Origin of the sequence: Actinomadura napierensis (assembly GCF_039529375.1) — a bacterium.
GTDB classification, from domain to species: domain Bacteria; phylum Actinomycetota; class Actinomycetes; order Streptosporangiales; family Streptosporangiaceae; genus Spirillospora; species Spirillospora napierensis.
Window position 1 is genome coordinate 1 of record NZ_BAAAMR010000026.1, and the last position, 18,936, is coordinate 18,936.

18 protein-coding genes are annotated in these 18,936 nt (G+C 72.7%); 5 read left to right on the plus strand and 13 right to left on the minus strand.

The annotated features are described in order from the left end of the window. Positions 1-712 precede the first annotated feature (712 nt). Positions 713-1,804 (minus strand): redox-regulated ATPase YchF, encoded by a 1,092-nt coding sequence (gene ychF, locus ABD296_RS16760; protein ID WP_344267494.1) that lies wholly within the window; start codon positions 1,802-1,804, stop codon positions 713-715. A 154-nt stretch (positions 1,805-1,958) separates the two neighbouring features. On the opposite strand from ychF, the gene rmuC reads away from it, so the two are divergent. Beyond that, the gene (gene rmuC, locus ABD296_RS16765) at positions 1,959-3,308 is read left to right on the plus strand and encodes a DNA recombination protein RmuC (RefSeq protein ID WP_344267496.1); all 1,350 of its coding nucleotides are present in this window, start codon (positions 1,959-1,961) and stop codon (positions 3,306-3,308) included. Positions 3,309-3,364: 56 nt separating this feature from the next. Next, on the plus strand, positions 3,365-3,913 hold the full coding sequence (locus ABD296_RS16770; RefSeq protein ID WP_344267498.1) for a DUF6542 domain-containing protein: 549 nt from the start codon (positions 3,365-3,367) through the stop codon (positions 3,911-3,913). 9 nt (positions 3,914-3,922) lie between these two features. On the opposite strand, the gene ABD296_RS16775 is transcribed toward ABD296_RS16770, so the two are convergent. Further along, positions 3,923-4,888, minus strand: a complete 966-nt coding sequence (locus ABD296_RS16775) for a 4-hydroxy-3-methylbut-2-enyl diphosphate reductase (protein WP_344267500.1) — start codon at positions 4,886-4,888, stop codon at positions 3,923-3,925. Positions 4,889-5,127: 239 nt separating this feature from the next. On the opposite strand from ABD296_RS16775, the gene ABD296_RS16780 reads away from it, so the two are divergent. After that, on the plus strand, positions 5,128-5,955 hold the full coding sequence (locus ABD296_RS16780; RefSeq protein WP_344267502.1) for a hypothetical protein: 828 nt from the start codon (positions 5,128-5,130) through the stop codon (positions 5,953-5,955). A gap of 162 nt (positions 5,956-6,117) precedes the next feature. On the opposite strand, the gene ABD296_RS16785 is transcribed toward ABD296_RS16780, so the two are convergent. From ABD296_RS16785 to ABD296_RS16825, 9 genes are all read right to left on the minus strand, one after another. Further along, the gene (locus ABD296_RS16785; RefSeq protein WP_344267504.1) at positions 6,118-7,368 is read right to left on the minus strand and encodes a serine hydrolase domain-containing protein; all 1,251 of its coding nucleotides are present in this window, start codon (positions 7,366-7,368) and stop codon (positions 6,118-6,120) included. A 169-nt stretch (positions 7,369-7,537) separates the two neighbouring features. Next, positions 7,538-8,764: a cytochrome P450 gene (locus ABD296_RS16790; protein ID WP_344267506.1), complete on the minus strand. Its 1,227-nt coding sequence runs from the start codon at positions 8,762-8,764 to the stop codon at positions 7,538-7,540. Then, a complete protein-coding gene (locus ABD296_RS16795) occupies positions 8,761-9,423 on the minus strand; it encodes a GTP-binding protein (protein ID WP_407061480.1) in 663 nt (220 codons plus the stop codon). Before ABD296_RS16795 ends, ABD296_RS16790 begins: the two co-directional genes overlap by 4 nt. Then, on the minus strand, positions 9,404-9,766 hold the full coding sequence (locus tag ABD296_RS16800) for a DUF742 domain-containing protein (RefSeq protein WP_344267508.1): 363 nt from the start codon (positions 9,764-9,766) through the stop codon (positions 9,404-9,406). The genes ABD296_RS16795 and ABD296_RS16800 overlap by 20 nt, the downstream gene beginning before the upstream one ends. Continuing rightward, on the minus strand, positions 9,763-10,167 hold the full coding sequence (locus tag ABD296_RS16805; protein ID WP_344267510.1) for a roadblock/LC7 domain-containing protein: 405 nt from the start codon (positions 10,165-10,167) through the stop codon (positions 9,763-9,765). The genes ABD296_RS16800 and ABD296_RS16805 overlap by 4 nt, the downstream gene beginning before the upstream one ends. Positions 10,168-10,311: 144 nt before the next feature. Next, positions 10,312-11,997: a sensor histidine kinase gene (locus ABD296_RS16810; RefSeq protein WP_344267512.1), complete on the minus strand. Its 1,686-nt coding sequence runs from the start codon at positions 11,995-11,997 to the stop codon at positions 10,312-10,314. A 236-nt stretch (positions 11,998-12,233) separates the two neighbouring features. Next, entirely contained in the window at positions 12,234-13,454 is a 1,221-nt protein-coding gene (locus tag ABD296_RS16815; protein WP_344267514.1) for a cytochrome P450 family protein, read from the minus strand. Between the two features lie 355 nt (positions 13,455-13,809). Next, the gene (locus ABD296_RS16820) at positions 13,810-14,985 is read right to left on the minus strand and encodes an MFS transporter (RefSeq protein WP_344267516.1); all 1,176 of its coding nucleotides are present in this window, start codon (positions 14,983-14,985) and stop codon (positions 13,810-13,812) included. Between the two features lie 115 nt (positions 14,986-15,100). After that, entirely contained in the window at positions 15,101-15,526 is a 426-nt protein-coding gene (locus ABD296_RS16825; protein WP_344267518.1) for a MarR family winged helix-turn-helix transcriptional regulator, read from the minus strand. 118 nt (positions 15,527-15,644) lie between these two features. On the opposite strand from ABD296_RS16825, the gene xseA reads away from it, so the two are divergent. After that, positions 15,645-16,859, plus strand: coding sequence for an exodeoxyribonuclease VII large subunit (gene xseA, locus ABD296_RS16830; protein WP_344267520.1), 1,215 nt, complete (start codon positions 15,645-15,647; stop codon positions 16,857-16,859). A gap of 10 nt (positions 16,860-16,869) precedes the next feature. Then, positions 16,870-17,106, plus strand: a complete 237-nt coding sequence (locus ABD296_RS16835) for an exodeoxyribonuclease VII small subunit (protein WP_407061481.1) — start codon at positions 16,870-16,872, stop codon at positions 17,104-17,106. 42 nt (positions 17,107-17,148) lie between these two features. Here the strand turns inward: ABD296_RS16835 and ABD296_RS16840 are convergent, their stop codons facing one another. Together ABD296_RS16840 and ABD296_RS16845 are read right to left on the minus strand one after the other, a co-directional pair. Beyond that, complete coding sequence (locus ABD296_RS16840; RefSeq protein ID WP_344267523.1) at positions 17,149-17,997, minus strand: DUF4245 domain-containing protein; 849 nt, start codon at positions 17,995-17,997, stop codon at positions 17,149-17,151. A 127-nt stretch (positions 17,998-18,124) separates the two neighbouring features. Further along, a complete protein-coding gene (locus ABD296_RS16845) occupies positions 18,125-18,778 on the minus strand; it encodes a TetR/AcrR family transcriptional regulator (protein WP_344267525.1) in 654 nt (217 codons plus the stop codon). Positions 18,779-18,936 lie beyond the last annotated feature (158 nt).

Sequence of the window (18,936 nt, forward strand, 5' to 3'; positions counted from 1 at the left end):
CCCCCCCCCCCCCCCCCCCCCCCCCCCCCCCCCCCCCCCGCCCCCCCCCCCGCCCCCCCCCCCGCCCCCGCCGCCGCCGGAACCGCCGGAGCGGCCGCGGCGCCGTTCGGGCGCGGGCGCGTCCCACGGGTCGGCGGACGCGGCGAGCGCCGCGGGCGCCGCCGTCTCCTCGACCACGGCCGTGTCACGGCCGCGTCCTACGGCCGACCTGCGAGCCATCCTGCCTCCGCTCGCGCCTCGCCCCCGGTCGGCGCGGTCTGTTGCCTGGGTCCTGTGCGGGTGGTCCTTTCTGAACCCCACCCCGGGCCCAGCGTAACCACGAGCGTCAATTGTTCCAGCGCATCGCGGCGAAGCACACCCCCGGCGCGCGGTTGCGGATAATGCAATCCAGCTCAACAGGAACGGGGAAGATTGCCAAACGGTGACGATCCCCTATCCAAGGCTACGAACGGCGCGCCTGACCAGGTTTCCGGCAAGCGGCACGACTCGGCGGTTGCTTGGTTACCGGGTGACCGTTCCGACCGCAATCTGTTCCCGAGAGAATCCGGCAAAGTGTCGGCTTCGGGACATATCGCCACAGAACACCCGAGGCGGGCGGGGCGTGGCACCACATGCAACACCTGTATCGCAAATCACACAAGGCTCATGAGACGCCACAGGCCCCACCGGAACCCGGTGGGGCCTGCCTGTGGCCTACAGCGCGCGAGCCGCCTCAGACGTTGAAGCGGAACTCGACGACGTCGCCGTCCTGCATGACGTAGTCCTTGCCCTCCATGCGGACCTTGCCGGCGGTGCGGGCCGCGGCCATTGAGCCGGCCTCGGTGAGGTCGTCGTAGGAGACGATCTCGGCCTTGATGAAGCCGCGCTGGAAGTCGGTGTGGATAACGCCCGCGGCCTCCGGCGCGGTGGCGCCCTTGCGGATCGTCCAGGCCCGCGACTCCTTGGGGCCAGCCGTCAGGTAGGTCTGCAGGCCGAGGGTCGCGAACCCGATCCGGACGAGCTGCGACAGCCCGGACTCCTCCTGCCCCATCCCCTGCAGCAGTTCGAGCGCCTCGTCGTCGGGCAGCTCGATCAGCTCCGCCTCGATCTTGGCGTCCAGGAAGATCGCCTCGGCGGGCGCGACGAGGTCGCGCAGCCGGCCGCGCAGCGCCTCGTCGGTCAGCTCGCTCTCGTCGAGGTTGAACACGTAGAGGAACGGCTTGGCGGTGAGCAGGTGCAGCTCGCGCAGCAGCGCCAGGTCGATGCCGGCCTTCTCGGCGCCCGCGAACAGCGTGACGCCCTCGTCCAGCAGCTTCTGCGCGGCGTTGACGGCGTCGACGACCGCGAGCTTGTCCTTGTCCTTCCTGGTCCGGGCCTCCTTGTCGAGCCGCGGCAGCGCCCGCTCGATCGTCTGCAGGTCCGCCAGGATCAGCTCGGTGTTGATCGTCTCGATGTCGCGGGACGGCGCGACGTCGCCGTCCACATGGGTGACGTCGGGGTCCTCGAACGCGCGGATGACCTGGCAGATCGCGTTGGTCTCGCGGATGTTGGCGAGGAACTTGTTGCCGAGGCCCTGCCCCTCGGACGCGCCCTTGACGATGCCCGCGATGTCGAGGAACTCCATCGTCGCCGGGATGACCTTCTGCGAGTCGAACATCCCGGCCAGCACGCCGAGCCGCGGGTCGGGCACCCCGACGACGCCGACGTTGGGCTCGATGGTCGCGAACGGGTAGTTGGCGGCGAGCGCGTCGTTCTTGGTCAGCGCGTTGAAGAGGGTGGACTTGCCGACGTTGGGCAGCCCGACGATTCCGATGGAGAGGCTCACGGCGGTCAAGTTTACGGACCCCGCGGACCCGCCGGGCTGCCCGGACGGGACGCGCGTCCGGGGCCGTTGGCGAACAGTGGGACGATTGTCCGTTCCGGCGGGCATTCCGGCGCGTCGCGGTCGCGCTTCGCGAGTCCGCTGTCACGATGAAGTAATGGACCTCGCGCTGTTCGCCGGACTGCTCGTCGGCGCCGTCTTCGGCGCCGTCGCCGGGTACGCGCTGGCGACGGGCCGGCAAGGGTCGCTGATCGCGCGGGCGAAGGCCGCGGAGGAGAAGCTCGCCTACGCCGAGGAGCGGATGGCCGAGCACTTCGAGAACCTGTCGGCCAAGGCGCTGGACGCCAGCAACCAGCGGTTCCTGGAGCTGGCGGACGCCCGGCTGAAGGCGGCGGGCGTCGAGGCGGCGGGCGAGCTGCAGCGCCGCGAGCAGGCCGTCGAGCATCTCGTCGCGCCGCTGAAGGAGACCCTCGCGAAGGTGGAGGAGCAGCTCCGCGAAGTCGAGACGGGCCGCCGCGAGTCGCACGCGATGCTCGCCAAGCAGGTCGACTTCGTCCGGCAGAGCTCCGACCAGCTGCGCCGGGAGACGCAGGGCCTCGTCCGGGTCCTGCAACGGCCCGAGGCGCGCGGCCGGTGGGGCGAGCTCCAGCTGCGGCGCGTCGTGGAGCTGGCGGGCATGACGCACCACTGCGACTTCGACGAGCAGGCCAGCGCGGCGACCGTGAACGGAACGGTCCGTCCCGACATGGTGGTGCGGCTCGTCGGCGGCAAGAGCATCGTCGTCGACTCCAAGGTGTCGCTGGCCGCGTACCTGCAGGCCGCCGAGACCGGCGATCCCGTGCGGCTGGACGCGCACGCCCGCCATCTGCGCGACCACGTCGACCGGCTCGCCGCCAAGGCGTACTGGCAGGCGTTCAGCCCGGCGCCGGAGTTCGTCGTGCTGTTCATCCCCGGCGAGGCGTTCCTCGCGCCCGCCCTCGACCGCGATCCCGCACTGCTGGAGTACGCGATGCGGCGCCGGGTGCACATCGCCACTCCCACCACCCTGATCACCATGCTGCGGACGGCGTCGTACGCCTGGCAGCAGGCCGCCCTGTCGCGCAACGCCCGCGCCGTGTTCGAGCTGGGCAAGGAGCTGTACGAGCGGCTCGGCACCATGGGCCGGCACGTGGACGAGCTGGGCCGCGCCCTCACCGGCGCCATCAAGTCCTACAACCGGACGGTCGGCTCGCTGGAGACGCGCGTGCTGGTCAGCGCGCGGAAACTGAACGAACTGGGGGTCGTGGACGAGCTCCTCGACGGCCCCCGTCCGGTGGAGGAGAGCCCGCGCGCGCCCTCCGCCGCCGAACTCACCGCCCACGAGGACCGTCCCAATGGACAGGGCGCCTCGGGTCGCGGTGCCCCGGACGACGATGAGCGGCCTCCGCATGGCCCGGCCTCGGAACCGGTAGGTTTCGGCGGACGGGCCATCCCCGACCAGAGTGATCGTCGAGAGAGGTGGCCATGAGCTCATCGACGGCACGCGACGCGCCGGGCGGCGCCTCGCCGGCCTCAGGGGGTCCCGTGGGACGTCAGCGCGCCGGCTCCTCGCCGGGGTCGCACTCGGCCGCCGGGACGGGGCCCGTCACCCTCACCGGCCGCGGCGGTGTCGTGGTGATGTTCGGCGCGGGCCTGGTGTGCGCGCTGCTGTCGCGGTGGCTCGGCGTGCCGCTGCTGGCGGGCGCGGGCTTCGCGATCGGCTGCGCGCTCGCCGCGTTCGCCACCCGCCCGGCCGACCTGCTGACGGTCGCGGTGAGCCCGCCGCTGGTGTTCTTCTTCGCGACGGTCATCGCCGAGATCGCGGACGCGCTGGGCCACGGCTCGCTGCTGCGCGCCCTCACGGTCGGGCTGCTGACGTCGCTGGCGTCGACGGCGCCGTGGCTGTTCTTCGGCACGCTGCTGGTGCTGGTGATCACGATGGTCCGCGGGCTGCCGGCGAACGTCCGGGAGCTGCGCGGCAAGCTGGTCGGGGTCCGGTTGTTCGAGAAGGAGGACAACGAGAACCCCGTCCGCTGGGACGAGTCCCCCACCACGACCGCCGAGCGCCGCCTGCACCACGGCGACGTCGACTGACGGCGTCGACTAGACGGGCGTGATGCGGAGGTCCTTGCGGAGCTCCTTCGGCAGGGAGAAGCGCATCCGCTCCTGCACGGACTCGATCTCCTCCGCCTCGCCGAAGCCGCGCTCTGCCAGCCACGCCAGGACGCCCTGGACCAGCTCGTCCGGGACGGACGCGCCGCTGGTGACGCCGACGACGTCGACGTCCTCCAGCCAGGCCGGGTCGATCTGCTCGGCGTAGTCGACGAGGTGGGCGTCGTCGGCGCCGTGCTCCTTGGCGACCTCGACCAGCCGGACGGAGTTGGAGGAGTTCGTGGAGCCGACCACGATAACGAGCTGGGACTGCGCGGCCATCTCCTTGACGGCGGTCTGCCGGTTCTGGGTGGCGTAGCAGATGTCGTCGGACGGCGGGTCCGTCAGCTTGGGGAACCGCTCGCGGAGCTTGTCGACGGTGGCGATCGTCTCGTCCACCGACAGGGTGGTCTGCGACAGCCAGGCGACCTTCTCGGGGTCGCGGACGGTGATGTCGGCGACGTCGTCGGGGCCGTCGACGAGGTGGATGTGGTCGGGCGCCTCGCCGGTGGTGCCGATGACCTCCTCGTGGCCCTCGTGCCCGATGAGCAGGATGTCGTAGTCCTGCGCGGCGAACCGGACCGCCTCCTTGTGGACCTTGGTCACCAGCGGGCACGTGGCGTCGATGGTGCGCAGGTCCAGGCCGCGGGCCTCCTCGTGCACGACGGGGGCGACGCCGTGCGCGGAGAACACCACGATGGCGCCCTCGGGGACCTCCTCGGTCTCGTCCACGAAGATCGCGCCGCGTTCCTCCAGCGTCCTGACGACGTGGACGTTGTGCACGATCTGCTTGCGGACGTAGATCGGCGCCCCGTACTTCTCCAGGGCGATCTCGACCGTCTGGACGGCCCGGTCGACGCCCGCGCAGTAACCGCGCGGCTTGGCGAGCAGGACACGACGCTGGCTGTTGGCGGTCATGCCCCCATCGTACGAGTCGCCCCGCGCGTCCCGCGCCGCCCGTCCCGCGGCGCGCCGCACGGCGTGAGGCCTTTGCGGAAAGGGGGAAAGCTCTGGTGGAGCCCGCTGTGTGACCCACTCCACGCGGCTTTTGGACAGAAATCCATTAACCCGGGGTGACCCTGCTCGCACCCATGGGGCAGAGTGAGACACGAGCAGACGATTGCCGCATGACCCTGATCAGGACGGCAGGAAGAGGAATGACCATGACGAGATCGCCGCGCCGCCTCAAGCAGCAGGTCCAGGACGCGGTGGGCGAGCAGGTCCGCGATCTCCCGCTGCACGCCGTCCGGCTGGCGATGTTCGGCGTGGGCCGGGCGCTGCTGCTCGGCGACCGGGTCAGCCGCGACTACAAGGAGATCACCGAGGGCGACGGCGTGGGCCCGGTGATCGGGCGGCTGCGCCACGACGTCCGGCACACGGCGGAGAAGGTCGTCGGGAGGGTCGTGGAGACGGTCCGCGGCGGCGAGGAGCCCGAGCCGGAGCCGAAGCCCCGGCCGCGCACCCGTCCGGCCAGGCCGGCGGCGGAGCGCGGGACGGTCCGGACGGCGCAGCGCCGGGCGGCCGACGGGGAGATCTCCATCGGCAAGCCGGCCGCGAAGCCCGCTCCGAAGCCCGTCCGGGACGACGCTCCGGTGGCGAAGCCGGCGCCGGAGCCGAAGCCCGCCGAGCCGCGTCCGGAGCCGGAGGCGCAGGCGAAGCCGGCTCCGAACCCCGTCCCGGAGGCCGACCCGGCGCCCGCGCCGAAGGCCGCGGGCAAGCCGGAGAAGGCAGCGGCGGAGGAGGGCCCGTTCGAGCCGAAGCCCGAGCTCAAGCCCGCCGCGCCGGCGGAGGCCGCGCGGGCCGCGGAGGGCCTGCCGGTGCCGAACTACGACGAGGCCACGCTGCCGCAGCTGCGGGCCCGGCTGCGCGGCCTGTCGGCGGACCAGGTGAAGCTGCTGCGCGAGTACGAGCGCAAGCACGCCGCCCGCCCCGAAGTGATCAAGATGTACGAGAACCGCATCGCCAAACTGAACGGCCTGAACTGACCCGGGGCTTCTCCGGGCCACCGGTCACGGCTCTCCTTCAGAGGGCACCGCTCGGGCGGCGGGCGGGAGGCGCGGACCACGCGTCGACCGCCCGCCGCCCGACGTCCCGAACGCCGAGCTGGAGGAGAACTCGTGCCATCGGGCCGGCGCCGCCGGACGACCTCAGCCGCCTGATCCGCCGCCGGGCGTGGCCCCGGTGACGGCCTGTGCCTCCTGCCCGGCCATCTCCTGCAGCGGCACGCCGTCGATGTTGCTGAGGATGACGCCGACCCAGCCGGTGTAGGGGTAGATCGTCCAGTTTGCGCCGACGCCGGGATTGCCGCCGCCGCGACTCCACGCCCACTGGCCGTTGACGATACGGACCACGGGCCCGTAGGCGCCGAACGACGTCGGTCCGTGGGGGCTGTTGGCGGCGGTGAACACGTCGGCCCAGGGCCGGTCCAGGACCGTGCCGTCGCCCAGCGCGTGCGCGAACCGGACCAGGTCCGGCGCGGTGGTGAAGCCGCCGTCCCCGGGGGCATCGATGAAGGCGCGGCCCGGGTTCTTGCCCAGCGTGGACGGGTCCGGGCTGCTCTTGTCCAGGTTCCGGACGGCGTCGACCTGGCTGCCGTCGGCCAGTGTCATGTACGGGTGCGCGATGTGGGGGTCGGTGAGCCACTGCGGCCTGGTGGAGAACGCCGTGCCGGTCATGCCGCAGCGCTTGAAGATGTTCTCCTGGACGTAATCCCAGTACGTCTCGCCGGTGACGGCCTCCACGATCAGCGTGGCCATGGTGATGCCGGCGCCGGCGCCGTCGGTGTGGCCCTGGTTGCCCGAGCCGGGGACGCCCACCAGTTTCGCCTTCCGGGTCCACTGCTCGTAGTACTCGTGCACCTCGTCCCGGCTGGTGAAGATGCGTTGCAGGTCCAGCTCCGGGGCGTCCAGCCCGGCGGTGGCGGTGAGCAGGTGGTGGATGGTCACCTGCTCGGCGATGTCCGCGGGGTAGCCCTTCAGGTGGGTGCCCACCGTGTCCGCCAGCCGCAGCCTGCCCTGCTGGGCCAGCTGCAGGATGGCCACCGCGAGGAACGGCTTGCCCGCCGAGCTGAGGGTGAACGCGACGTCCTCGCCGTTGGGGATCTTCTTCTCCCTGTCGGCCATGCCGTAGCCGCGCGACAGCACGGTCCTGCCCTGGTGCGACAGCAGGACCACGCCGGAGAACCTGCCGTCGGCGGCCAGCTTCGCCACGTACCGGTCGTAGGCTCCGCCGGGCCTGGTGTCCGGCGGAATCGTGCCTGCCGGGGACGGGGCCGGGTCGGCGTGGCCGGGCCGGGCGCCCACCAGCTGCGCACCGGCCGCCACCGCGCCGGCGGCCGCCAGCCCGCTCCATCCGAGCAGCCGCCGCCGGTCGACACCACGTGCGGGATCCTCGTCCATGATCACGGCCTTCCTGGTCGACGAACCGGATCACCATCCGGCCCGCACCGTTCTAGCCAACGGGCGGTCACAGCAGGGCGCCGAAAGCTGTGACCCGGCTGTGACCCGGCTCGACGGGCTCGACGGGCTCGACCGAGCGGACGAGGGATCGGCGGCGGCGACCGGTGGGTCAGCCGGCGGCCGGGCTGAAGCGGACCGGCAGGGCCGCCAGGCGGCGCACCCAGAACGACGGGAGCCACAGGAGCTCGTCCGGCTTGACCGCGAGCTCGATGTCGGGCAGCCGGTCCAGCAGCACCTCCACCGCCGTCCTGGCGATGATCTCGGCGAGCTCCGGAGCGGGGAAGGGGCAGCCGTGGTCGCCGTGCCCGAACGACAGGTGGGCCCGGTTCCCGGCTCCGGCGCCGTGCGCGGGCGGCTGCACCTGCGGGTCCGAGTTCGCCGCGGCCCACCCGAGGATCAGCATGTCGCCGGGGCGGATCCTGCGTCCGGCCAGCTCGCTGGAGTGCACGGCGAAGCGGCCGATGTTGTTCTGCGACGGCGTGTCCTCCCACAGCACCTGGTTGAGCGCCTGGGAGACGCTGCCGCGGCCGCCCTGGAGCGTCACGGCGAACCGCTCGTCGACCAGCATCAGCCGCAGCGTGTTGCCGATCCAGTGGCCGGTGGGCAGGTGGCCGGCGCTCATCATCGGGATGAGGTCGCTGACCAGCTCGTCGACGGTGAGGTCCGCCGGGTGCTGCAGCATGCGCGAGGTGACGTCCGGGCCGGGACGCGACCGGCGCGCCTCGGCCAGCCGGCGCATGGTCTCCTGGAGCCGCTGGTACGCCGGGACGGCGTCCTCGTCGGAGCCCGCCACGGCCGTGACGTCCCGGATCATGTCGGGCGCCTCGGCCGCGGGCACCCCGAAGAGCCCGGCCATCACCAGCGGCGGGAGCCGGTCGGCGAACCGGGCGGCCAGGTCGGCCTCGCCGTCCCCGGCGAACTCGTCGATCAGCCGGTCGGCGATCCGCTCGCAGTCGCCGGCCAGCTCGGTGCGGTCGACGGCGTCGAGCGCGTCGCTGATCGCCGTGCTGCGCCGGTGGTGCTCCTCCCCCTCGGCGAGCATCACCGAGGGGTTCCAGCCGACGAACGGCAGCAGCGACCAGTTCTCCGGCACGGCGTCCCAGGCGTTCCAGCGGCGGGTGTCGCGCGCGAACAGCCCCGGGTTGCCGGTGACGTGGTTGACCTCCCGGTACCCGATCACGTACCAGGCGGGGACGTCGCCTTCGAGCAGGACGGGCACGACCGGGCCGTGCTCGCGGCGCATCCGCTCGAAGAAGTCCGCCGGCCGCTGGTCGAACTCCTCCCCGTACAGGCGGACGGCGCCGTCGGCGTGCGGCGCGGCGGTCTCGTCGGTCACTGCGCGGCCTCCTGGAGTGCGGCGGGGTCGTGGAGTGCGGTGAGGTGCCGGACGAGCGTGATCAGCACGTTCTTGGTGGAGTCGCGGAGCCGGGCGTCGCAGTCGACCAGCGGGACGTCCGCGGGGAGCGACAGCGCGTCGCGCACCCGCTCCAGGGAGGGCCGCGCGCCGGGGGCGTCGAACCGGTTGACCGCCACCACGAACGGCATCCTGTGGTGCTCGAGCCGGTCGAGCGGGTAGAAGGAGTCCTCCAGGCGGCGGGTGTCCACCAGGACCACCGCGCCCAGGCTGCCGGAGAACAGCTGGTCCCAGACGAACCAGAACCGCTTCTGGCCGGGGGCGCCGAACAGGTAGAGCACGCGGTGGGCGTCCAGGGAGATCCGGCCGAAGTCGAACGCGACCGTGGTGGTGCGCTTGTCGGCGACGCGGCTGGGGTCGTCGATGCCGACGCCGGCCTCCGTCATGACCTCCTCGGTGCTCAGCGGGCGTATCTCGGAGACCGAGCCGACCATGGTGGTCTTCCCGACCCCGAACCCGCCCACGATCACGATCTTCAGTGCGTCCCGCGCGGTGCGGCGCAGCGGCACGTCGTCCGCGGCCCCGGCCGGCGCGCCGCCGGGTCCGTGGTCCGCTGCCTGGTCAGAGGTCTTGGAGTCCAACGAGCACCTGCTTCAGCGTTTCCAGGTCGGCCATCCGGTTCGTCGCGGTGGCCGAGGTCGGATGGCGGACGGTGATGTGGCCGGCGTCGCGCAGGTCCAGCAGCAGGATCTTCACCACGCTCACCGGCAGCCTCAGATGGGAGGACAGCTCGACCACCGCCATCGGCTCGTGCCGGCACCGCCGCAGGATCGCGACGTGCTCGGACTGCATGCCGGGCGCCGGGTCGTTCTCGGCGCTGACGAGCGTGACGAGGTCGAGGGCGTCGTCGCCCGCGCGGCTGCGGCCACCCGTCACGGTGTAGAGCCGGTCGGGGTCGCCGAGGTCCAGGGGCTGGGGGGTCATCTCGGCGCGGCGGTGCGCGGTGCCGCGGTCAGGTAGCCGCCGATCTGCTCCACCAGCTCGTTCATGCTGTGCCCGACGAGGCCGACGTCGGCGTCCTCGTGGGCCACCACGGCCAGGTGCGCCCCCGCGCCCGCCGGGATGATCAGCAGCAGCCCGCCGGCGAACTCCATCATCGACTGGCCCGCGCCGACCCCGGTGCCGAACTCGTGGGAGGCGGTCAGGGACAGGCTCTGGATGCCCGAGGCGATGGCCGCCAGCTGGTCGGCCCTGTCCTCGTCCAGTCCGGGGGTGTGGCAGATCTTCAGGCCGTCCCTGGACAGCACCAGCACGTGCTGGATGCCGGGGGCCCGGTCCGCAAGGGACGTCAGAAGCCAATCGAGTTGGCGCTCATCGGTGCTCATCAAGATCACGGAACGGACCCCGCCGCGGCGCCCGCGGCGGATCGCGTCCCTGCCTCCTATCTGTGGATCCTGCGGTCCGGACGAGGGTGCCGGGACCGGCCGTCCCGGTGGCCCGTCCGCCGAACGGGCCGCGGGCCATGAGCCCTACTGATCGGGTTCTCGGGCGGATGCTGTGTCGTCGGGCGCGGTGTCGTCGTGCGCGGTGCCGTCCGCGGGATCGGACGTGCGATCGGTCATGGCGTCGTCGGTCGTTCGGTGGCGGCCCGAGGCGGACTCGCGGAAGGCGGCGAACCGCGCGCCCGGGTCGCGGGGCTTGGGCGGCGGGGCCGCGTGCTGCTCGACGGTCCCGGTGAGCGTGGCGCCGCGGCGGCGTTTGGGCAGGTGCTCCCCGTCGGCGTCGTCGGGTGCCTCGGCCAGGGCCACGGCCGTCGCCGCGGCGGGTTCACGGACCGCTGCAGGGGTGTTTCTGCGCGCGCTTCGCACGGGGTCGGCGGCGAAGGGTTCACCGGAGGCGCCGGCGGGGTGGCTGACGAGTCGGCGCGGGATCAGCACGACCACGCCGATACCGCCGCGGGAGGACGGCCGGAAGCTGATCCGCAGCCCGTGCTTGCCCGCCAGCCGCCCGACCACCGCAAGCCCCAGCCGGGTCCCGGGCAGCGAGGTCAGGTCGGCGGTCTCCGACACCAGCCGCTCGGCGCGCTCCCGCTCGCGCTGGCGCATTCCCAGCCCGCTGTCCTCGATGGTGACGACGACCCCGGCGTCCTCCTCCTCGGCGTAGACGTGCACGGCGGTGCCGTGCGGGGAGAAGTTGGCGGCGTTGTCCATCAGCTCGGCCAGCGCGTGCATGACGCCCTCGGCGGCGAACCCGGCGACGGCGGCGGTGCTGGTCGAGTGGTACTGGACGCGCTGGTAGGAGGCGATCCGGCCCATCGCGCCGCGGATGATGCTCTCCAGGACGATGGGCTTGGTCCAGCGCCGTCCCGAACGGCCGCCGCTGAGCAGCGCGATGCTGTCGGCCAGGCGTCCCATCTGGGAGACGTGGTGGTCGAGGTCGAGAAGGTCGCCGAAGACCTCGTCCTCGTTGTACTGGTCCTCCAGCTCCCGCAGCTGGGCGAGCATGCGGGTGGTCTGCGCCTGGATCCGCGCCGCGGCGCTCGCGCAGGACGCCATGGCGGCGGCCCTGGTGCGCTCGCCCGCGGCGAGGGTATCGCCGACGTCGTTGAGGAGCCGTTCCAGCGCCGCGTGGGAGGGCACCGGGAGCTCGGCGGGCGCGGACGCCGCCGAGGCGCGGTCGCCGCGGATCCGGTCGATCAGCGCGGGCAGCGTCGCGTCGGCCACCTGCGCGACCTCGTGCTCCAGGGCGGCCAGTTCGGCCCTGGCCCGGACCGCGCCGCGCTCGCTCGCGGCGACGCCTTCCGCCACCACGCGCACCAGCCGTCCCAGCAGGTGGTTCGGGACGGCCCGCACTTCGGCCAGGATCTCCTCCGGTGCCGCCCCGGCGTGCAGGCGCCCGATCAGCGCGGGCAGGGGCCCGTCGACCAGCTCCTGGAGCCGGCGCTCCAGCAGGCCGCTCTCGCTCTCCACCTGCGCCAGCCGGTCACGGACCTTCCGCGCGTACGCGGCGTAGTAGGCCGCGGCTCCGGAGGCGAGGACGAGGGCGAGCGCCGCGGCGCCGCCGCCCGCCGCGACCAGCGTGCGGGCCCGCTGGTCCACGGCCAGCAGCGCCCCCAGCCAGGCGGCGCCGGCGACGACCGCGACGACCAGCGCGACCCAGAGCGCGCGTTCCAGCGCCGCGCGCTCGATGCGTGCTCGACCGGCTTGAGATGCCATCCATCGTGTCCTTGTGAGCGTGGGTGACTGGCGCGCGGGAATCCTCGACGCGTCGCACGGGCGGCCATAACGGAATAAGGCGCGATAAGGATGCACCATAACGCTCGCGCGCGCAGGTATTTACCAAAATTGCTCGATAACGGACGCGGCGGCCGGCGCACCCGAGCATGGGCGCGCCGGCTGAACGCGCCGGTCGTCCGGCCCGGCGGACGAGCCGCGCGGGCCGCGGCGACGGGTCAGGACCGGACGGCGCCCAAGGTGACCGGAAGGGAGAGCGGGCCGACCGTGAAGAACGACGGGGAGTAGGGGATGTCGCCCGGGTCGATGGCCAGGGCGAGCTCCGGCAGGCGCCGGTACATCGTCGCGAGCGCCAGCCGGCCCTCCAGCCGGGCCAGGGACGCGCCGATGCAGTACCGCGGGCCGTGGCCGAAGGTGAGGCGCCCGTTCTGCTCCCGGGTGATGTCGAACCTGTCCGCGTCCTCGCCGTACTCGTCCGGATCGAGGCCGCTCGCCTGGTAGACGACGCCGACCGCCCGGCCCTGGGGAATGGGCACCCCGGCGACGGTCACGTCCTCCGCCGTGAAGCGGAAGCTCGTCATCATCACCGAGTGGCGGTAGCGCAGGGTCTCCTCCACCACGTCGCCCCAGCGGTCGCCGGCCTTGGCGAGTTCGAGCTGGCCGGGGTTCTGGGCCAGCGCCACGATCGCGTGGCCGAGCATGTGGACGGTTGTCTCGTGGCCGGCCACGAGCATCAGCCAGAGCACGCCGACCAGCTCGTCGGTGGTGAGCCTGTCGCCCTCGTCGCGGGCCTGGACCAGGCTGGAGGTGAGGTCGTCGCCGGGCTCCTCCTGCCTGCGCTCCACCAGCCCGTGCAGGTAGGACTGGAGGGCCCGCTGCGTCGCGAACGCCTCGTCCGGCGGGGTCGTGTGCGCCAGCAGCGCGGCGGTCCAGTCGCGCATCCGGGGCCGGTCCTCGGGCGGCACGCCGAACAGCTCGCAGATCACCCACATCGGCAGCGCCTCGGTGAAGGCGGGGACCAGGTCCACGCCGTCGCCCGTGGCGACGACGTCGTCGAGCAGGCCGTCCACGATCCGCTGGACGCGCGGCTCCAGCGCCTGCACCCGTGCGGGCGTGAACGCCTTGCCGACCAGGCCGCGCAGCCGCCGGTGGTCGGCGCCGTCCTTGGTGGACAGGTGACCGCCCTCGACGATGGCGCGCAGCGGCCAGTCCTCGGAGATCGATCCGTCGTGCAGGGCGGGCCAGTGCCGTGGCTCCCGCAGGAAGGTCCTGTTGTCGCCGGCGAGGATCTGCCGCACGGCGTCGTGGGTCAGCGCGAGGTAGGCGGGGACGCCGCCGGGGAACTCCACTTCGACCACGGGAGCGATCTCCCGCAGGCGGATACAGGTGTCGAGCGGCGCTTCGTCCGCGGCGGGGAAGGACGGCAGGTTGATTGTCATCGGTCCCATGGTGAGGTGAGGCCAGGAAGGCGGTGCATGACGGACGGGTACATCACTATCTCTTTAGATCACCCGTGACAAGTTATTCGGGGAAATAGGGAAATATGACGATTGTGCTGCATTCGTCGTCCTACCTCGACGACCTGCACAGACCCGGCGCACGGCCCCACGACGCCGGCCGGGCCCCCTTGAGCCCGGCCAGCGTGGACGGATCCGTCGCCTCCGCCGTATCGCATGAGAAACGACGGAAATGGCAGTTGAAATGTTCACCGCCCCGAACGGCGTCCTCTCTTTCCGGACCGTCCGCCCCCGCGGAGCGGCCGGGCCGAAGCCGAGGGACGCCGAGAGAGGGCGCCTAGGCCTGGGCCGGGACGGGGGCGTCCTGGAAGGTGTGGTCGATGTCGACCCGCTCCAGCGGCGCCATGTGGCGGCGGCGCGTCGCCAGAATGCCGATCGCGACGGCGCAGCAGGCCGCGCCGACGACGTAGGGCAGGTGCGGGTTCACCTCTTCGGCCAGCTTGGTGGCGAAGTAGGGGGCGAGGGCCCCGCCCATCCAGCGGACGAAGTTGTACCCGGCGGACGCGACGGGCCGCGGGTTGTCGGAGACCTCCATCGCCGCCTCGGTGAACGCGGTGTTGTTCAGCCCGATCGGGATGCCCGACAGGACCGTGCAGACGATGATCCCGTCGTGCCCGAGGAAGGCCAGGCCGAGCTGGAACAGCACCAGCAGGGCCAGCCCCAGGTACATGACCCGGACCGTTCCAACACGGCGCTGCAGCGCGGGCGCCCCGAACACCGAGGCCAGCGCGACCATCACGCCCCAGCCGAAGAACACCAGGCCGATGCCGTGCGCGCTCATCCCGAGCACGAACGGGGTGAAGGCGAGGACGGTGAAGAACGCGTAGTTGTAGAACAGCGCGGTGAACGCGGTGGTGGCCAGCCCGCCGTGCCCGAGGGCGCGGATCGGCGCGCTCAGCCGGGTCTTCTGGGCGGGCTTCGGCGGCGCCTTGAGCAGCGTGGCGATGAGCAGGAAGCCGACGGCCATCAGGACCGCGGTGCCGAAGAACGGGAACCGCCAGTTCAGGTCGCCGAGCAGCGCGCCGACGAGCGGGCCGAGCGAGATGCCGAGGCCGAGCGCGGCCTCGTACAGGACGATGGCCTTCTCGGCGCCGCCGGACGCCGCGCCGACGATGACGGCGAGCGCGGTGGCGACGAACAGCGCGTTGCCGAGGCCCCAGCCGGCCCGGAAGCCGACGAGCTGGCCGACGGTGTCGGACGTCCCGGCGAGCGCGGCGAACGCCACGACCAGGGTGAGCCCGATCATCAGCGTCCTCTTGCCGCCGATCCGGCTGGACACCCAGCCGGTGATCAGCATGGCCACCGCGGTGATCAGGAAGTAGCTGGTGAACAGCAGCGAGACCTGGCTCGGCGTCGCCCGCAGGTTCGTGGCGATCGCGGGCAGGATCGGATCGACGAGCCCGATGCCCATGAAGGCGACGACGGCGGCGAAGGCGGTGGCCCACACCGACATCGGCTGCCGGAGAATGCCGCCGCCCTTCGTGTTCGACGAGGGCAGCCTCGTGTTCGACGAAAGCCGACTCGTGTTCGACGAGGGCCGAGCGTGCATGGAGACCTTCCCTAAGGGGTCAAGGAGCGGCGAAGAGCTTGTCGAGGGCGGGCAGCGCCGCGGCGACCGCCGCGCGCTCCTCGTCCGTCAGCCCCGCGAACCGTTCGGCCAGGAAGCCGATCCGCTGCTCGCGCCCGGCGGCCAGCCGCTCGCGGCCGGCCGCGGTGAGCGCGGCGGTGACGACGCGGGCGTCCGAGCCGTCCCGGCCGCGCTCCACCAGGCCGTCGCGTTCCAGCCGGTTGATCTGCGCGGTCATGGTGGGGAGCCGGACGCCGTGCTCGGCGGCCAGCTCGGTCATCCGGCACGGCCCGTGCTCGAGCGAGCCGAGCACCGACAGCTGCTGGCTGGTGATCGCCTGGTCGGCGGTGGCGCGGCGCAGCATCAGCACGATGTGCCGGAGGCTGCGGTTGAGCTGTTCGGCCAGCGCTCGCTCGGAAACGGTCACGGTTGCTCTCCTCGAAATTACTTAGTCAGTCTAAGTTAGTGTGGCTAAGTATCAAAGCCGTCCGGCATGTCTCGTCCGTCACACGCGGCGGGGTCCGCGGCGCCCGTAGGCTTCGGGCATGGCGATGGAGACCACGGCCGAATCCCCCGTGCCGGTGCGGACCGTCCTGCAGGCGGTGGGCGGCTGGATCGGCCGCCTCGGCCGGATCTGGGTCGAGGGCCAGATCACCGACCTCAACGCCCGCGGCGGGACGGTCTACATGACGCTGCGCGACCCCGTCGCGAACATGTCGGTCCGGGTCGTCGGGCCGCGCGGGGTGTTCGAGGCCGCCGGGCCCGCCGTCACCGACGGCGCCCGCGTCGTCGTGCACGCCAAGCCGGACTTCTGGATCAACCGCGGGACGTTCTCGCTCAGCGCCATCGAGGTCCGCCCGGTCGGCGTCGGCGAGCTGCTGGCCCGGCTGGAGCGGCTCAAGCAGGTGCTCGCGTCCGAGGGCCTTTTCCGCCCCGAGCGCAAGCGGCCGCTGCCGTTCCTGCCCGGCAAGATCGGCCTGATCTGCGGACGCGACTCCGACGCCGAGCACGACGTCCTGGAGAACGCGCGGCGCCGCTGGCCCGCCGTGGCGTTCCGGGTGGAGAACACCGCCGTCCAGGGCTCCTACGCCGTCGGCGAGGTCATGGAGGCGCTGCGCAAGCTCGACGCCGACCCCGAGATCGAGGTCATCGTCATCGCGCGCGGCGGCGGCGCCATGGAGGACCTGCTGCCGTTCTCCGACGAGGCGCTGGTCCGCGCGGTCTCCGCCGCCCGCACCCCGGTCGTCAGCGCCATCGGGCACGAGCAGGACAGCCCGATCCTCGACCTCGTCGCCGACGTCCGCGCCTCCACCCCGACCGACGCGGCGAAGAAGACCGTCCCGGACGTGCGGGAGCAGCTCCAGCTCGTCCGGCAACTGCGCGACCGGGGCCGGCGCTGCCTGGGGGGCGCGGTGGAACGCGAGCTGCACTGGCTGAAGTCGGTCCGGTCGCGGCCCGCGATCGCCGACCCCGTGCGGGAGATCGAACGGCAGTCCGAGCAGGTCCTGGCGCTGCGCGACCGGGCCCGCCGGTGCCTGTCGTCCGCGCTGGACCGGGCCGGCGACGAGCTGTCGCACACCCGCGCCCGGCTGCTGGCCCTCTCCCCCGCCGCCACGCTCGACCGCGGCTACGCGATCGTCCAGCGCGAGGACGAGGCGGTCGTGCGCGAGCCGTCGGACGTCAAGGACGGCGAGAGCCTCCACGTCCGGCTGGCCGGCGGCCACCTCACCGCCACCGTCTCCGGCCGCGAGGAGCCCTAGAGTGGGGAAAGTGGCAGAAGAGAACGCGACCGAGCGCAAGCCCTCGTACGAGCAGGCGCGGGACGAGCTGACCGACGTCGTCAAGCGGCTGGAGGCCGGCGGGCTGACGCTGGAGGAGTCCCTCGCCCTGTGGGAGCGCGGCGAGAAGCTCGCCGAGGTCTGCGAGGAGTGGCTCGAAGGCGCGCGCGCGAGGCTCGCCGCCGCCATGCAGGGTCCGGAGGACGGCGAGGCCCCGACCCCGTTCTGACCGTAAGGGAACACTCACCTGAGGGTGAGCCCGCGGGCCCGGTCAGGAACCCTGGGTCGGCGACGCCGACGGCGCCGGGCCCCCGCCCTGCCGGGGCTGCGGCTTCAGCGACGCGGCCAGCACCGCCAGTTCCTCGTAGGACGCGGTGCCGGTTACCACGATGCTCATGCCCCCGGGGCCCGGCCGCGCCAGCGAGTTCGCCTTCTTGTCGTTGCGGTGGTACTTCGCCCACGACTCGCCGCCGACCAGCATCGTGCCGATCGGCTTGCTGCTGTTGGTCATCCGCGGGACGTACGCGTCCGCCTTCTCGTTGCTCTCCTCCAGCGCCGCGTACTCGCCGTCCGGCGTGACGAAGCCCAGGTGCCACGCGACCGGCTGCTTGCCGCCGGTGTCCAGGCCGTGCAGCCGCGAGCTGGTGGGACGCCAGCGCGCCGGCAGCCCCTCCGGCGCGTACACGGTGAACGGCGCGTCGCTGCGCAGCGCCCACAACTGCGAGGCGTAGTCGACGGTCGGCAGCACTTCCTTGTTGTCGCGCGGCGTGATCACGAAGATCGCCAGCACCAGCAGCAGGCACGCGCCCATCGCCAGCGTGAACCCGCCGAGCCCGGTGGTCAGCCGCTTGTACACCGCCGGGCTGACCTTGACCACGCCCCGCTCACCGGCGGACGCCGCGGCACCCTCCGCAGCGGCGGCCTCGGCCCGCGCCGGTTCGTCGACGGCCTGCTCGCCGCTCTCCGCCTGCGCGGCGCCGGCCGGGGCCTCGTCGCCTCCGGTGTCCGCGCGCGGCTCCTCCTGCGCGCCGGACGGCCCTTGCTCGGCGGTGGCGGGCTGCTCGGGCCCGGAGGCGGTGTCGGCGGCCTCCGGAGCGGGTGCGGGGCTCTTGTCGGTCACCCCTCCAGGATCCCGCACGGTCGGCGCTGCTCGGTACGGGGGTGGGAACCGGGCGCCCGCCGGAGGCCGATCGATCACACGTTCGAAAGGCCCGGGACATGGGTGCGAGCCCCTTCGCGGGGATCGTTCAGGGACGGTTCCTGATCGTGCCGACGATGCTCATGATCTTGTCCGCCAGGGTGCGGGCGGCGCCCTCGTCGTCCATCAGCGAGATCTCCGACACGGCGCCCGCCATCGCGCCCGTCAGCACCACGACCAGCGCCTCGTCCACGCCGCCGTCGGCGGTGTGGAAGAGCGCGGCGTTGCGGCGCGCCCACTTGTTGAGGCGCTGCCGCATCACCCGGTCGAACCCGGGCGGGCCGTCGCCGGAGATGAACAGCCGCGCGACGTCCCGCTCCCGCAGGCACCCGTCCAGGTAGGCGCCGGCGCCCGCGACGAACTGCCGCATCGGGTCGCCCTCGCCCGCGTCCCGCACCGCGTTGATCGCCTTGCGGGTGCGCTCCTGCTGGCGGCCCTGGAACTCCTCGAACAGCGTCAGGTACAGGTCGGCCTTGCCGTTGAAGTGGTGGTACAGGCTGCCGACGCTGGCCCCCGCCTTCGCGACGATGTCGGTCACCGCGGCCTGCGCGAAGCCCGCCTCGCAGAAGACGTCCCGGGCGGCCGACAGCAGGGCGCTGCGCGTGGCGGCCCCGCGGTCGGAGGTCCGGGCGGGCGCCTCCGCTGCCCCGGCGGCCCCGTCCTTGGCCGCCCCGTCGGACGAGACGTCGATGTCGCTGCTCATGAGCCCAGAGATTACGCCCTCTTCCCACGGGGAAACGATCCCTTGCCCGCGCGACGGTCAAATCGGCCCGCGCGCGGGCGGGACTCCCCGGCGCACCGGGCTGGTCTGGTCCAATTTGTGGCCCGGCGTCCGGTCCCCGGAGAATCCGAGTCACCATC